Below are 14,104 nucleotides of genomic sequence, written 5' to 3'. Positions count from 1 at the left end.
ATCAGCTTGCCGATTGCCTGGCCTTGGCGCGCATTTTGTCGGCCATGACGGTCATTTCGTTGTAGAGCAATTGCGGGTTCTTCTGCTTGATCGCCCAGGCCATGCGGCCCTGTTCGTGGGGCAGGATCATGAACTCGCCGGCAGCGACCTGCTGGTAGATGTAGTCGGCAATGTCGGCGGCGCTGATCGGCGAACTTTCCAGCAACTTGCCGACCTGGGCTTTCATGGCCGGGGTCGGGCCGCGGAAGGAGTCCAGCAGGTTGGTCTGGAAGAACGACGGGCACACCACATGGACGCCGACTTCCTGATGCGCCAACTCGATCAGCAGGCTTTCGGACAACGCCACCACGCCCGCCTTGGCCACGTTGTAGTTGCTCATCGCCGGGCCTTGCATCAGTGCGGCCATGGACGCGATGTTGATGATCTTGCCTTTGCTTTGTTCCAGCAGCGGCAGGAAAGCCTTGCAGCCCTTGACCACGCCCATCAGGTTGATCGCGATCTGCCAGTCCCAGTCCTCCAGGGACAACTCACTGAAGAAGCCGCCAGAGGCTACACCGGCGTTATTGACGATCACATCGATGCCGCCGAACTTGACCTCACAGGCCTGGGCGAACGCCGTCAATTGGCTGTAGTCGCGCACGTCACAGCGCTGGATAAAACCATCGCCACCGGCTTCACGGACCAGCTTCAGGGTTTCCTGCAAACCGGGCTCGCTGACGTCCGACAAGGCCAGTTGCCAACCTTCACGCGCCCAGCGCAGCGCGATTTCGCGACCCAGGCCAGAGCCTGCACCAGTGATCATCATGCGATTTTGCATAGCAAACAGCCTTGTTGTTCTCGGAAGATGCATCGAGTGTAGCGAAGGAAATTGCCCGACCCACGCTCCATCAGATTGCTGAATGGCCCGAGCAAACCGCGGGCGCGTCACAAGCAACTAAGGCAATCAAAAAAGAAATAAGAACCTGTCCGAAATACTTCAAAAAAACTTGGAATTTTCCTGCAGGTGCGAGAGTCGGAATTTTTAAGCAGCTCGAATTTACTTCATTCCCGCTGAGCTGATTGGCATGGTCATTCCACTGCATTTTCAACAAGGAAATAAACATGGGCACAATACTGATCATCATTCTGATCCTGTTACTGATTGGTGGTTTACCGGTCTTCCCGCACTCCAGAAGTTGGGGTTACGGCCCGTCCGGAATCATCGGCGTCGTGTTGGTGGTGCTGTTGATCCTGCTACTGCTCGGCCGAATATAAAAACCGCCAGGCAAAAAAAAGAGGCCCTCGAAGGGCCTCTTTTCTATTGCGTCACAACTTAGTCCGGCTTGCCGTCAACGACACCTGCGGTGTTGTCCAGCAGGCTCTTGGTCGCTGTTTGCAGGAACGCTTCGAGCTTGAGTTTCAACTCGGCGGTACGCGGCGCGTCAGCAATGATTTCGGCGCGAGGCGTGGTCCCCAATTCATACTGATACAACTTCGGCGCCATGTCCTTGTCCTTCGGCAGGACCAGAATCTGGTCGGCGGTGAGGATGGCCGTGGTCTGCTCGCTGCCCGACGGCTTGATCACACCAATGCCGAGGTCGCCTTGTGGCAGGTTGAGCAGGTCGCGTCCCCAGCACTGATGGCGCACTTCGCCACCGATGCGGCCCATGATGGTCGGCACGATGTCGATCTGGGTGCCCACGGTGTGGTCACGCTGGCCGAATTTTTCCTGGATGCCCGGTGCAATCATCAGCATCGGCACGTTGAAGCGGCCCAGGTCCATCTCGGTGATCTGCTGTTCGTTACCAAAACCGTGGTCACCGACGATGACAAACAGGGTTTCCTTGAAGTACGGCTCCTTGCGGGCCTTTTCAAAGAACTGGCCCAGTGCCCAGTCCGAGTAACGCATGGCGGTCAGGTGTTCGTTCAGGCTGCCACGATCGGTGACGCGCTCGACCGGCAATGGCGTCGGCAAGGCGTAAGGCGTGTGGTTGGACAGCGTTTGCAGCAGGGCATAGAACGGCTTGCCGTTTTCCCGCGCCTTGAGTTCGACCAGGCCACGGTCGAACATGTCCTGGTCGGACACGCCCCAGGTCGGATCAGAGAACACCGGGTTCACAAAATCGTTACGACCGATGAAGTTGGTCATGCCCTGGTTGCTGAAGAAACCCGACTGGTTGTCCCAGGCGAAATCACCGTTGTAGACATACACGTCGTCGAAGTCACGGGCACTGAGCAACTGCGGCAGACCAGACAGCTTGTGGCTGCCTTCCGGGGTCTGCATCAGGTATTCGAAGCCCGGCAGGTTCGGGAAGCAGGCCATGGTGGCGAACATGCCCTGGTGGGTATGGGTGCCGTTGGAGAAGAAGCGGTCGAACAGCAAGCCTTCCTTTGACAGTTTGTCGAGGTACGGCGTGATGTTGCCCGGCCCGCCCAGCGCTCCCACCGAGTGACCGGCCATGCTTTCCATCAGGATCACAACGACGTTCTTGATCGGCAGGGTCTTGTCGGCCGGCGGGGTGTAATCGCGACGTACCGCTGCGGTGTCGGCATCCACCAGTTTGTCGGCCGGGACCACCAGCATGTCACGCACCACTTGCTGGGCTTGTGGCTGAGGCAGGGTCGCCTTCCAGATATTGTCGCGATCCTCGGACATCCGGCTCTTGGCTGCGGCGACCAGCGACAGCGTGCCGTTGAGGCCCAACTGGTTGGCGAAATTCGAGTCGGTGGTATAGACGTCACCCCACCGTAGCGGCGGGCCCTGGCGCAGCGTGCCGCGCGCGGCGACCACACAGATCAGCAGGCACACCACGAATACCGCAATACGTGCGTACCACGGCGCAACCTGGCGAGTGCCGATGCTGCCGCCACTGAACGGTCCACGAGGGCGGGTCGCACGGTCGGCGCCCTTGAATGCCAGGCTCAGGATCCAGGTGCCCACGGCCCATGCCAGCAGGTAGCGGACCACGGGAAAACCGTACCAGAGCATGCTCATCACGGTTTTCGGATCTTCCTTGACATACTGGAAGACCAGGCCGTTGAGGCGCTGGTGGAACTCACGATAGAAGTCCATCTCCATCAGTCCCAGGAACAGCGCAATGCTGGAAACGACCGTCAGCCAGAGACGGAACAGCCCGCGTGCGGCCATGGCCCGGGCACTGAACAATGCCAGCAGCAACGGAATACTGAGATAGACCACCAGACGCAGGTCGAAACGCAGACCGTTGGCGAATGCCTCGAGGAAGGTCGAAGCCGGTGTATCGAGGATCATCGAGCGGTTGTAGACCAGCAGCGCGACGCGCAGCAGGCTGAACATGACCATCATGACCAGGGCACACAACAGCGTGTAGGCCAGATGCGATTTGACGGTCGGTTGCAGCAGGCGACTAGAAGCTCGCTGCTGATTCAGGGCGTCCGGGATTGCCATGTCGTTTTAGGACCCATTGGAAGTTGAAGTTTCAAAAATACAGCTGCGCCTGGCCCTCTTTTCGGCCCATACAAGGCCCGGGGGTTTGCGCGGTGCGCAAATGTTGCACGATCAACGGCTGTATTGCCATTGATTACTACCCTCATCCCGACTGTTTCATCCTGCACTCAGGAATACGCTGCGTGTGGCGGGAGAGCCGGCGAATTGTCTTGGAGACTTGGTGAAAATTTCGTGCAACGCATATCCGGAAACAAATTAAAGCGCCCTGCCCGGTCAAAAACGCAAACGCCCCGAACCGGTCGGGGCGCTGCGAAGTCACCTTGAAAGCACCACGCCGTTACTTCTCGGCGCGTTCCTTGAGGGCTTTCAAGGTATTGAACGGGGCATCCACCACGAACTTGTTGGCCACCATCGACGGCACGCTGCCGCCCGGTTCGGTGTGCACCTGATAGGTCACTTCGATCTGGTCGCCCTTGGGTACGAACTTCCAGAATCCGTCGACCTTGGCGACCCGGACAAAGCCTTTTTCTTCAGGAATGTATTTCGGTACGCCTTCGAGCTTGCGGGTCAGGCTGCCATCGGCACCTTCGGTGGTGGTGATATGCAGCACCGAATCACGCGGAGTAACCGGCCATGGGGTGTTGAACTGAGTGTAGGTCCAGCTCTGGTTACCTTCGTGCTTGAGCAGTTTCTGGGTTTTGCATTCGTGAATCCAGGCGCAGGCTCCAGTCACGTCATCCTGCAACGCACGCAGCTTGGCCATGGTGGTTTTCATCAGCGTAACGCCCTGGTAGGCCTTGTAGTCGGACCCGGCCACTTCACTCAGGGAGATTTTGATGCCGTCTTCGTCTTTCTTGACTTTCCAGTCTTCGGCCTGGGCTGTCGAGGTAACCAGCACAACCGTCAAACCACACAGCACAGCCATACGATGCAGCAAACCCATAGTCTTATTCCTTATTGTTGAAGTTCCGTTCGTTGGAACACATCACGCCGCCGTCATTTGCTCCCACCAGCCAATCAGCCGGATGGCCTCTTCGCTGCTGCTTCCGCACACCTCGGGGTCGGCCTCGAAGGCAGAACACACCGCCGGCCGTTCCGGCTGGCCGAAAATATTGCACAGGTTGTCGGCGGAAAGTTGCAGGCAACGCTGCCCCGCGGCCTTGCCGTTAGGCATACCGGGGATCGGTGAACTGATGGACGGGGCAATGCAACAAGCGCCACAGCCCTCACGGCATTTCATGACGACAAGCTCCTCGCGACGAGCAATGTGTAAAAGTACGGGGCACAGAGTACCCGCTAAAACAGTTGTTTTAAATTACTTGCGAGCGGGTTTTTCGACGTAAACGGGCATGACCGACCAGTCTCCGACAAAGCGTCTGGTCTGCGGCTCGCGGATCTTGCTGGTGTTACTGCTTGAACTCGAAATCCAGGGCTGCCCCTTCAACCTCGCGGCGCTCTTCATTGCGCAGTTGCAGCTGCATTTCATTGGTGAGCAGGCGGCCATTGAGCTGGAACGGGCTGCTGCCGCTTTTGTCACCGAACATCTGGGGCAACAACGGCTCGCGTTTGGGCATCGGCACCGTTCCGACCGGTTTCAGCTCCTGTACCATATCCTTGGGCAGGCTCAGGTCCAGCTTGGCGGATGGAAGCTCGGTCTTTACCACTTCGCTGGCCGCTTTCGATTTGGAAGCAATGGGTGGGCGTTTTTTCGCGGGCGTCGCGGGTTTCTTGGCCGGCGAGGCTTTTTTTGCCGGTGTGGTTTCTATCGGTGCAACGTGGAAACTGCCGGTGGCCTGCTGATCCTGCTCGGTGGCGGCAACGACGGATACTGGCTGAATACTCGCAATCAGGCAGAGCAAAAGCCAGGCGGCAGGAAAAATCGGTTTCATGTATCCCACGGTGGGTGCAAACGGCAGAGGTGCCTATGCTCGCCTGTTGCAGCCCACAAGACAAGCGCAGTAGCAGCCCGTTACAAACCGCCAGCCATCTCTTGGCAGAGTTGGGTGGCCAGCATGCCCAGGGTCATCAACGCGCGCTCGGCCTCACGATTCCAGGGCGTGCCGCAGTTGAGGCGAATGCAGTGATTGAATTGCTCGGTATTACTGAAGATCAGCCCGGGCGCAATACTGATGCCCTGCTGCAATGCCCGCACGTGCAACTCCTGGGTGTTGACCCGCCCCGGCAGACTGACCCACAGAATGAAGCCACCGGTAGGCCGGGTCATCTGCGTGCCTTCCGGGAAATACTGCTGCACGGCCAGCTGGAAGGCACTGAGGTTCTTGCGGTACTCCTGACGAATGAAGCGCAAATGCCGGTCGTACCCGCCATTTTCCAGGTAAGCGGCAATGCCCATCTGGGTCACGCTGCACGCTGAATGCGTGCTGAAGGTTTGCAAGCGCTGGATTTCCTGCTGGTACTTGCCGGCAATCATCCAGCCGATCCGCACGCCGGGCGACAGGGTTTTCGAGAAGCTCGAGCAATAGATCACCCGATCCAGCCGGTCATAGGCCTTGAGGGATTTGGTGCGCCCCTGCTCGAACATCAGCTCACCGTAGATATCGTCTTCGACAATCTGGATATCGAAGTCCGACGCCAGGCGCAGCAGTTGTTTCTGCCGTTCTTCAGGCATGGTGCCGCCCAACGGGTTACTCAGCCGGGTGGTCAGCACCAACGCCTTGATCGACCATTGGTTGGCTGCCAGTTGCAGGGCTTCCAGGCTCATGCCCGTGGCTGGATCGCTGGGGATCTCGATGACCTTGAGGCCCAACAGATCGGCCAGTTGCAGCAACCCGTAATAGGTCGGCGACTCGGCTGCGATCAGATCGCCCGGACGGGTCAGCACGCGCAAGGACATCTGCAGCGCATCGACGCAGCCGTGGGTGATCACCACTTCCGACGGGTCGACCACCACGCCGGCATCGCGCATGCGGATCGCCACCTGCCGGCGCAACGGCTCGAAACCGGGGCTGAACATATAACTGAAGGCCCGCGGGCTATGGAAACGAGTGACTTTGGCCAATTGCTGATGCAGCGCCCGCACCGGCAAATAGTCGACACTCGGCACCGCCGCACCCAGCGGGAAGACACCTTCACGACGGGATTCGACCAACACTTGTTGAATGATGCTGCTACGGGTGACCAGGCCGGGGCGCTCGACCCGGGCGATGTCCGGCGTCGGCGCCGTGAGTGCCGGTGTCTGGTGCACGTAGTAACCCGACTGCGGCCGGGCACGGATCAGCCCCTGATCTTCGAGATTGGCATACGCCTGCAACACGGTCGCATGACTGACATTGAGCTGCGAGCTCATCTTGCGCACCGAAGGCACGCGCTCTCCCGGCTGATAGACCCCGCGGCGGATGTCTTCGGCCAGTTGTTGAGCAATACGTTGATAGAGCAAAAGATTGGTCATGACGCAGCACTCGATTTCACGGGCATTTTATTCTTGTGTAAAACAATACCGGAACAGTTTAGAAGTGTACGGGGACAGTTACCACAATAGTCGACCGTACAGTGCAGTGTCAGCAAAATCTGTACTGTTTTGTGCAGTAATCGGCAGGCGTAAAAAAACCCGGCGCTGCATGGCAGGCCGGGTTTTCCATCGATGCCCCCCCTACCGGGCGGCGCCGAGCTGGCCGCTTTCGTCGGAAAACACGATTTCCACCCGACGGTTCTGCGCACGGCCGCGTTCCGACGCATTCGCGTCCACGGGATACTCGTCGCCATAACCTTCGACCTGGATGCGCTTGTCATCGATACCCAGGTCCATCAGCACGTCAGCCACCGATTGTGCACGGTCGCGAGACAGCTTGAGGTTTTCCTGCTTGCCCCCGGTACTGTCCGTGTAACCTTCGATCCGCACCACACGCTTGGGGTTGAGTTGCAGGAACTGCACGATCTTCAACACCACGCGGTTGGCCGAAGGTTTCAATTCCGCTTCGCCGGTGTCGAACAGCATGTCGCCCAACGTCATCACCAGACCGCGGTCGGTCTGGGAGGTGGTCAATGCCAGGATCTGCTCTTCAAGCCATTTGCCTTGCTGCTGCACACTGAACAGTTTGGACTCACGCAATGCCAGTTGCAGGCGCTGGCGTTCCAGTTCGAGTTTTGCCGCTTGTTCTTCGTTGAGCGCCTGATTGGTGTGTTCCCGGGCAATGGCGCTATAGCGCTGGCTCAGGTAGGCGTAATGCACCACGTCCGAACCGCTGCCCCAATAGCTGGACAGGCGATCGGCACGGGCCAGGGACTCACCGGCGCGAATCACGTCCTTGGGGGCGATTCGCAGCACATTGGAGTCTTCCTTGACCTTCTGAAAGTCGGTTCCGGCTTGCTGCAACGCGGTCTCGCTGTGCTGGCTGACGCAACCAGACAGGCTGGCGGCCAGGATCAAACCGCCAAGGGTTTTGCGCTTGAGGCTCATTGAGCATCTCCCAGTTGCTTGTGCAGACGGGCGATGCGGGTGTTAAGCACGTTCAATTGTTCCTCGCTCTTGGCCGTAAGCACCTTGGCTTCAGCCAGGCGCGCATCCAGTTCGGCCTGTTCGGCGCGCATGCGTGCGTTCTTGAACGATTGATCAGTCATGTTGCCCTTGGCGCGGTTGTACTTGTCCTCGGCCAGTTTCATTTCCGGCACATCGTCGGCTGTGGCACCCACGGCCTTGGCCTGTTCGAGTGCCTGTTCAGTCAGGCGCATTTGTTCGTTCGGCGCCGGATCGGTTGCACAACCCGCCAGGGCGACAATGGCCACGGCAGCGAAAAGAGGTCGAATACTCACTAAATATCCCTACTGTTTTGGGGTACTGACGGGTTGTTGCGAGGGTTGCTGCGGTTGTGAGCGCTGTGCCTTCCAGCGCTCGATATTGCGCATCAGCACGGCTTCCGTCAGTCCGGACGCGGGCAATTCTGTCATCTTTTTGGCCAACTGTCCGCGCAACCACGGATCGTTGCAGGCCGAGTTGTGGGAAATCGCCAGGAACAGGCCAGGCTTGTCGACCGGTTGCGAACGCGCGCTCAGATCACCGGCCATGCCCAGTGCCTGTGCAGTCGCCATGCCCGAGTAACGTCCGGCCAGGACAAATTCGACTTCGCCCAACAACAGTTTCTGAAAGGCCAGGGTCAGGTTGGACGTGCGCGTGAGGGTTAATTGCTGTGCGGCAAGGGTGCTGAATTCGGGGGTCAATCGAGCCTTTTCCGACACGGCACCCGGATGGCCGTGCAGATCTGCTGCTTCGTTGTAGACCAGTGTCGAATCCTTGCGCGTCCAGACCAGGTAGTCGTTTTCCAGCAAGGGTGGATGGATGTAATCCAGGGTTTCCAACTCGCTGACGGTCAACGTTGCGTCCGCCAGCATGTCCATGCGTCCACTGCGCACTTCGTCCAGGGCCTGGGCGCGTTTGCCGGCATACAGCAGTTCGACCTTGAGCCCCAACTCCCCCGCCACTTGCTGCAGCAAATCGGCACTGGCACCGATCAGGTGTTTGGGATTCTGCGGGTCTTGCCACAGGTACGGCGGCGCGTCGGGGCTGCCGGTGACCACCAGGCGTTCGCATTTGCCTGCGGCGAAAGACAGCGTCGGCAACAGCGTCAATCCCAGCAAGCGCCACACACAGCGCAGATCCATGGCTTCACACTCCACTCATACCCGGTTATGCCCCCCCTGTAGGAGCGAGCCTGCTCGCGATGGACGTCAATGCGCCGCGTTTTTCCAGAATGAACGCGTCATCGTTAACGTCCATCGCGAGCAAGCTCGCTCCTACAGAGAGCAAAAAAAAGCCCGGCCAAAAGGCCGGGCTCTTTATAAGTCAAGCCGCCAGGTTAGACCAGCTTCTCGAACTCAGGGATGGCTTCGAACAGGTCCGCCACCAGGCCGTAATCGGCCACCTGGAAGATCGGCGCTTCTTCGTCCTTGTTGATCGCAACGATCACTTTGGAGTCTTTCATGCCGGCCAGGTGCTGGATCGCGCCGGAGATACCGACGGCGATGTACAGCTGTGGAGCAACGATCTTGCCGGTCTGACCGACCTGCATGTCGTTCGGAACAAAACCTGCGTCGACCGCAGCGCGGGAAGCGCCCACAGCAGCGCCCAGCTTGTCGGCCAGGGCGTACAGGTGCTTGAAGTTGTCGCCGTTCTGCATGCCACGGCCGCCGGAAACGACGATCTTGGCAGCGGTCAGTTCCGGACGATCGGACTTGGCCAGCTCTTCGCCGACGAAGCTGGAGATACCAGCGTCGTGGGCAGCAGCAACCGCTTCAACAGCAGCCGAACCACCTTCAGCGGCAACCGGGTCGAAACCGGTGGCACGCACGGTGATCACTTTCACTGCAGCGTTCGATTGAACGGTAGCGATGGCGTTACCGGCGTAGATCGGGCGCTTGAAGGTGTCAGCGCTTTCTACCGAGATGATCTCGGAGATCTGGTCAACGTCCAGTGCAGCGGCAACGCGCGGCAGGATGTTTTTGCCGTTGGAAGTGGCGGCAGCCAGGATGTGGCTGTAGCCCTTGCCCAACTCAGCAACCAGAGGAGCGACGTTTTCCGGCAGCTGATGCGCGTAAGCGGCATTGTCAGCGTTCAGGACTTTGCTCACGCCAGCGATTTTCGCAGCGGCTTCAGCCACGGCGCCAGCGCCCTGGCCTGCAACCAGAACGTGGATGTCACCACCGATTTTGGCGGCGGCAGCAACGGTGTTCAGTGTGGCCGGGGCCAGCACTTTGTTGTCGTGTTCAGCAATAACCAAGATAGTCATTTAGATTACCTTCGCTTCGTTTTTCAGTTTCTCGACCAGTTCAGCCACCGACTTGACCTTGATACCCGCGCTGCGTGCAGCTGGCGCTTCGACTTTCAGGGTCTTGTTGGTGGAGGCGGTGGAAACGCCCAAAGCGTCCGGAGTCAGCACTTCGAGAGGCTTCTTCTTGGCTTTCATGATGTTTGGCAGAGACGCGTAGCGCGGCTCGTTCAAACGCAGGTCGGTGGTGACGATGGCCGGCAGCTTCAGGGAAACTGTCTGCGCGCCGCCGTCGATTTCGCGAGTCACGGCAACGCTGTCGCCGCTGATTTCGACTTTCGAAGCGAACGTGCCCTGACCGTAGCCGCTCAGTGCAGCAAGCATCTGGCCAGTCTGGTTGTTGTCGCTGTCGATGGCTTGTTTGCCAAGGATCACCAGCTGAGGCTGTTCCTTGTCGACAACGGCCTTCAGCAGCTTGGCAACGGCCAGGGAAGTCAGGTCTTCGGCGGACTCGACGAGGATGGCGCGGTCGGCACCCAGAGCCAACGCGGTGCGCAGTTGCTCTTGAGCGGTGGACGGGCCGACGGAGACGACGACGATTTCAGTCGCAACACCTTTTTCTTTCAGGCGTACGGCTTCTTCCACGGCGATCTCGCAGAACGGGTTCATCGACATCTTGACGTTGGCAAGATCGACGCCGGAATTGTCCGCCTTGACGCGAACCTTGACGTTGTAATCCACAACGCGTTTGACAGCTACAAGAACCTTCATGGATTCCTCGTTACTCTCCGGTGAAAAGAAAGTCGCCTAGGCGAACCTGGCGGTTGATGCTCATCGGGCGCAAGGGCACCTCCAAAAACGCCGGCAAAGGTGTCAAGTGACCAGCGCTCATGATCTGCATGACCGTTCGTCAGTGGTGACTGACGAGTCATTCAACATCGCGGCGTGTAAACTGCGCATCAAACCCGCGCAGCGCATCACTCTCTACTGCCATCGCCCTGTCTTTAGAGGTGCTCTTGAAACCAACTGCCAGCCTACGGCGAGCGCAAAACCGCCCGTATCTTGACCGGAACGCCTATTCCGGTCAATACGCCAAAATGGCCGTTCATAAGGCGCGTGACTTTGATTTCTCTGGCTTTGAGCCAATTCAAACAAACGTTTGTATTGGACGCTGAGAGTGGTGTAGATATAATGCGCCACCCAAAGAGAAAGGTGGTCAATCGATTGTCCGCTTTCGGCGTTGCGCCGGAATTCATGGATGCGACACCCAACCTCCAAATTAGAAAAAAAACTGTTGAGCCTTGAGTAGGAGATAACCTGTGGAACGCGAATACATGGAATTCGACGTGGTCATCGTCGGTGCCGGCCCCGCTGGTCTTTCCGCCGCCTGCCGCTTGAAGCAGAAGGCCGCCGAAGCCGGTAAGGAAATCAGCGTCTGCGTGGTCGAAAAAGGCTCCGAAGTCGGTGCTCACATTCTGTCCGGTGCCGTGTTCGAACCACGCGCCCTGAACGAACTGTTCCCGGACTGGAAAGAACTCGGCGCGCCGTTGAACACCCCCGTCACCCGTGACGACATCTTCGTGCTGAAGAACGCTGAAAGCGCGCAGAAAGTTCCAGACTTCTTTGTGCCCAAGACCATGCACAACGAAGGCAACTACATCATCTCCCTGGGCAACCTGTGCCGCTGGCTGGCCCAGCAGGCCGAGAACCTGGGCGTGGAAATCTACCCGGGCTTCGCCGCTCAGGAAGCGCTGATCGACGAGAACGGCGTAGTTCGCGGGATCATCACCGGCGACCTGGGCGTCGATCGCGAAGGCCATCCGAAAGAAGGCCTGTACACCCCGGGCATGGAACTGCGTGGCAAATACACGCTGTTCGCCGAAGGTTGCCGTGGCCACATCGGCAAGCAGCTGATCAAGCGCTTCAACCTCGACAGCGATGCCGACGCCCAGCACTACGGCATCGGCCTGAAGGAAATCTGGGAAGTCGACCCGGCCAAACACCAGCCTGGCCTGGTGGTGCACACCGCCGGTTGGCCGATGGACATCATGGGCACCGAGAACACCGGTGGCTCGTTCCTCTATCACCTGGAAAACAACCAGGTCGTCGTCGGCCTGATCGTCGACCTGTCCTACAGCAACACCTACCTGTCGCCGTTCGACGAGTTCCAGCGCCTCAAGCATCACCCGGTGCTCAAGCAGTACCTGGAAGGCGGCAAGCGCATCAGCTACGGCGCTCGCGCCATCTGCAAGGGTGGCCTGAACTCGCTGCCGAAGATGGTCTTCAAGGGCGGCGCGCTGATCGGTTGCGACCTCGGCACCCTGAACTTCGCCAAGATCAAGGGCAGCCACACCGCGATGAAGTCCGGCATGCTCGCCGCTGAATCGGTGGCTGACGCACTGTTCGCAGAGAAGGACGGCAGCGAAGAACTGACCACCTACGTCGACGCGTTCAAGAAGAGCTGGCTCTACGATGAACTGTTCGCCAGCCGTAACTTCGGACCGGCGATCCACAAGTTCGGCGCCATCGTGGGTGGCGGCTTCAACTGGCTGGACCAGAACATCTTCGGCGGCAAACTGCCGTTCACCTTGCACGACACCAAGCCGGATTACGCTTGCCTGAAACTGGCGGCCGACTGCAAGAAGATCGACTACCCGAAACCGGACGGCAAGATCAGCTTCGACAAACTGAGCTCGGTGTTCATCTCCGGTACCAACCACGAAGAAGAGCAGCCGTGCCACCTGAAGCTGACCGATCCGAGCATCCCGATCAGCAAGAACCTGCCGCTGTACGATGAGCCGGCACAGCGTTACTGCCCGGCCGGCGTGTATGAAGTGATCACCAAGGAAGACGGCGAGAAGCGCTTCCAGATCAACGCCCAGAACTGCGTTCACTGCAAGACCTGCGACATCAAGGACCCTGCACAGAACATCACCTGGGTGACGCCGGAAGGCGCTGGCGGCCCGACTTACCCGAACATGTAAGCCGACCGCTGAACATCAAGGCTCCCGAAATGGGGGCCTTTTTGTTGCCCGCTATTAAAGATCACACAACCCTGTAGGAGCCAGCTTGCTGGCGATAGCGGTGTGTCAGGCACCTATGATGCTGAATGACATACCGTTATCGCCAGCAAGCCGGCTCCTACAAGGTTATGTGTCAGACCTTGAGGCCCAGCTCCGCCGAGAGCCGCGCCGTAACACCCTTGATCAACGGAATCAGCTCGGCCATTTTTTCCAGCGGCATGTACGGCACGGTACTGGCGATGCTGATGCCGGCGACGATGCGCTTGCTGGCATCGCGCACCGGCGCTGCCACGCAACGGATCGACGGCTCGTTGTCTTCCAGATCGAAGGCGTAGCCGCCGGCCACGTACTCGACCATGCGCTGCTCGAACTGCTCCCAGGATTGCTCCGGGTGCTGCGGCCAGAATTGATTTTTCCCACCCACCGGCAGGCTGACTTGGTACAGGCGTTGCCACTCTTGCGGCGAATCGTCGAGCATCAGCGCCTTGCCGATCCCGGTGCGCGCCAGCGGCATGCGATGGCCGACCCGCGAACGCATTTCCGGGCCATTGCGCCCCGGGTTCTTGTGCAAGTACAGCACTTCGTCGCCTTCACGGATCGCCAGATGAACGGTGTCGCCGGTCAACGCCGACAACTCATCCAGATACGGCCCGGCCAGGGTCACCAACGGCAACTCTTCACGGGCCTGAAAGCCCAACTCGATCAGCTTCGGCCCCAGCAGATAACCGACTTGCGGCACCACCCGTAGGTAACGCTCGTCCACCAGGCAACTGGCCAGGCGATGGGTAGTGCTGCGCGTGGTGCCGATCAGTCGGGCGATTTCCTTGAGGTCGCGGGCGCCGCTGGCCACGGCATGAACCACCCCCAAACCGCGAAGCAGGGTCTGGGTGCCGGTCGGTGCGGCGTCCTTGGCGATTTTTGGGGCGTCTTCCTGCATATCCAGCCTTTACCGTTGA

At 59.1% G+C, this 14,104-nt stretch carries 14 protein-coding genes; 2 read left to right on the top strand and 12 right to left on the bottom strand.

What is annotated here, in order from left to right; all coding sequences use genetic code 11:
• Nucleotide 1: 1 nt before the first annotated feature.
• The gene (locus tag AB7M25_RS08180; RefSeq protein WP_007973687.1) at nucleotides 2-817 is read right to left on the bottom strand and encodes an SDR family oxidoreductase; all 816 of its coding nucleotides are present in this window, start codon (nucleotides 815-817) and stop codon (nucleotides 2-4) included.
• Between the two features lie 278 nt (nucleotides 818-1,095).
• On the opposite strand from AB7M25_RS08180, the gene AB7M25_RS08175 reads away from it, so the two are divergent.
• Nucleotides 1,096-1,254, top strand: a complete 159-nt coding sequence (locus AB7M25_RS08175; RefSeq protein ID WP_258687384.1) for a DUF3309 domain-containing protein — start codon at nucleotides 1,096-1,098, stop codon at nucleotides 1,252-1,254.
• Nucleotides 1,255-1,312: 58 nt separating this feature from the next.
• Here AB7M25_RS08175 and AB7M25_RS08170 read toward each other — a convergent pair whose 3' ends face one another.
• The 10 genes from AB7M25_RS08170 to AB7M25_RS08125 all read right to left on the bottom strand — a co-directional run bounded on the left by AB7M25_RS08170 (nucleotide 1,313) and on the right by AB7M25_RS08125 (nucleotide 10,896).
• Nucleotides 1,313-3,406 carry an LTA synthase family protein gene (locus AB7M25_RS08170; RefSeq protein WP_429388226.1) on the bottom strand — a complete coding sequence of 698 codons (2,094 nt, stop codon included), beginning with the start codon at nucleotides 3,404-3,406 and terminating at the stop codon, nucleotides 1,313-1,315.
• Nucleotides 3,407-3,743: 337 nt separating this feature from the next.
• Nucleotides 3,744-4,349, bottom strand: coding sequence for an START domain-containing protein (locus tag AB7M25_RS08165; RefSeq protein WP_454237148.1), 606 nt, complete (start codon nucleotides 4,347-4,349; stop codon nucleotides 3,744-3,746).
• 42 nt (nucleotides 4,350-4,391) lie between these two features.
• Nucleotides 4,392-4,646 (bottom strand): YkgJ family cysteine cluster protein, encoded by a 255-nt coding sequence (locus AB7M25_RS08160; protein WP_007973695.1) that lies wholly within the window; start codon nucleotides 4,644-4,646, stop codon nucleotides 4,392-4,394.
• A 166-nt stretch (nucleotides 4,647-4,812) separates the two neighbouring features.
• Nucleotides 4,813-5,295, bottom strand: a complete 483-nt coding sequence (locus tag AB7M25_RS08155; protein WP_429388228.1) for a translation initiation factor 2 — start codon at nucleotides 5,293-5,295, stop codon at nucleotides 4,813-4,815.
• 80 nt (nucleotides 5,296-5,375) lie between these two features.
• Nucleotides 5,376-6,815 carry an aminotransferase-like domain-containing protein gene (locus AB7M25_RS08150; RefSeq protein ID WP_007973699.1) on the bottom strand — a complete coding sequence of 480 codons (1,440 nt, stop codon included), beginning with the start codon at nucleotides 6,813-6,815 and terminating at the stop codon, nucleotides 5,376-5,378.
• 201 nt (nucleotides 6,816-7,016) lie between these two features.
• Entirely contained in the window at nucleotides 7,017-7,823 is an 807-nt protein-coding gene (locus tag AB7M25_RS08145) for an OmpA family protein (protein ID WP_429388229.1), read from the bottom strand.
• Nucleotides 7,820-8,176, bottom strand: coding sequence for a DUF4398 domain-containing protein (locus AB7M25_RS08140; protein ID WP_165824753.1), 357 nt, complete (start codon nucleotides 8,174-8,176; stop codon nucleotides 7,820-7,822). Before AB7M25_RS08140 ends, AB7M25_RS08145 begins: the two co-directional genes overlap by 4 nt.
• Nucleotides 8,177-8,185: 9 nt before the next feature.
• Entirely contained in the window at nucleotides 8,186-9,022 is an 837-nt protein-coding gene (locus tag AB7M25_RS08135; RefSeq protein ID WP_454237147.1) for a substrate-binding periplasmic protein, read from the bottom strand.
• 194 nt (nucleotides 9,023-9,216) lie between these two features.
• A complete protein-coding gene (locus AB7M25_RS08130) occupies nucleotides 9,217-10,146 on the bottom strand; it encodes an electron transfer flavoprotein subunit alpha/FixB family protein (protein ID WP_429398573.1) in 930 nt (309 codons plus the stop codon).
• On the bottom strand, nucleotides 10,147-10,896 hold the full coding sequence (locus AB7M25_RS08125) for an electron transfer flavoprotein subunit beta/FixA family protein (RefSeq protein ID WP_015093946.1): 750 nt from the start codon (nucleotides 10,894-10,896) through the stop codon (nucleotides 10,147-10,149).
• A 548-nt stretch (nucleotides 10,897-11,444) separates the two neighbouring features.
• Here AB7M25_RS08125 and AB7M25_RS08120 point away from each other — a divergent pair.
• On the top strand, nucleotides 11,445-13,109 hold the full coding sequence (locus AB7M25_RS08120) for an electron transfer flavoprotein-ubiquinone oxidoreductase (RefSeq protein WP_429388642.1): 1,665 nt from the start codon (nucleotides 11,445-11,447) through the stop codon (nucleotides 13,107-13,109).
• A 172-nt stretch (nucleotides 13,110-13,281) separates the two neighbouring features.
• Here AB7M25_RS08120 and AB7M25_RS08115 read toward each other — a convergent pair whose 3' ends face one another.
• Nucleotides 13,282-14,085 (bottom strand): IclR family transcriptional regulator, encoded by an 804-nt coding sequence (locus tag AB7M25_RS08115; protein WP_429388640.1) that lies wholly within the window; start codon nucleotides 14,083-14,085, stop codon nucleotides 13,282-13,284.
• Between the last annotated feature and the right edge of the window lie 19 nt (nucleotides 14,086-14,104).

It is taken from the genome of Pseudomonas sp. AP3_22 TE3818 (genome assembly GCF_053628995.1).
This window is presented reverse-complemented; position numbering and strand designations above follow the sequence as displayed.

Bases quoted from the DNA above. Each gene is read 5' to 3' on its own strand.
- AB7M25_RS08130 (WP_429398573.1), bottom strand. From the start codon at position 10,146: ATGACTATCTTGGTTATTGCTGAACACGACAACAAAGTGCTGGCCCCG.
- AB7M25_RS08170 (WP_429388226.1), bottom strand. From the start codon at position 3,406: ATGGCAATCCCGGACGCCCTGAATCAGCAGCGAGCTTCTAGTCGCCTG.
- AB7M25_RS08155 (WP_429388228.1), bottom strand. From the start codon at position 5,295: ATGAAACCGATTTTTCCTGCCGCCTGGCTTTTGCTCTGCCTGATTGCG.
- AB7M25_RS08165 (WP_454237148.1), bottom strand. From the start codon at position 4,349: ATGGGTTTGCTGCATCGTATGGCTGTGCTGTGTGGTTTGACGGTTGTG.
- AB7M25_RS08135 (WP_454237147.1), bottom strand. From the start codon at position 9,022: ATGGATCTGCGCTGTGTGTGGCGCTTGCTGGGATTGACGCTGTTGCCG.
- AB7M25_RS08150 (WP_007973699.1), bottom strand. From the start codon at position 6,815: ATGACCAATCTTTTGCTCTATCAACGTATTGCTCAACAACTGGCCGAA.
- AB7M25_RS08180 (WP_007973687.1), bottom strand. From the start codon at position 817: ATGCAAAATCGCATGATGATCACTGGTGCAGGCTCTGGCCTGGGTCGC.
- AB7M25_RS08160 (WP_007973695.1), bottom strand. From the start codon at position 4,646: ATGAAATGCCGTGAGGGCTGTGGCGCTTGTTGCATTGCCCCGTCCATC.
- AB7M25_RS08115 (WP_429388640.1), bottom strand. From the start codon at position 14,085: ATGCAGGAAGACGCCCCAAAAATCGCCAAGGACGCCGCACCGACCGGC.
- AB7M25_RS08145 (WP_429388229.1), bottom strand. From the start codon at position 7,823: ATGAGCCTCAAGCGCAAAACCCTTGGCGGTTTGATCCTGGCCGCCAGC.
- AB7M25_RS08125 (WP_015093946.1), bottom strand. From the start codon at position 10,896: ATGAAGGTTCTTGTAGCTGTCAAACGCGTTGTGGATTACAACGTCAAG.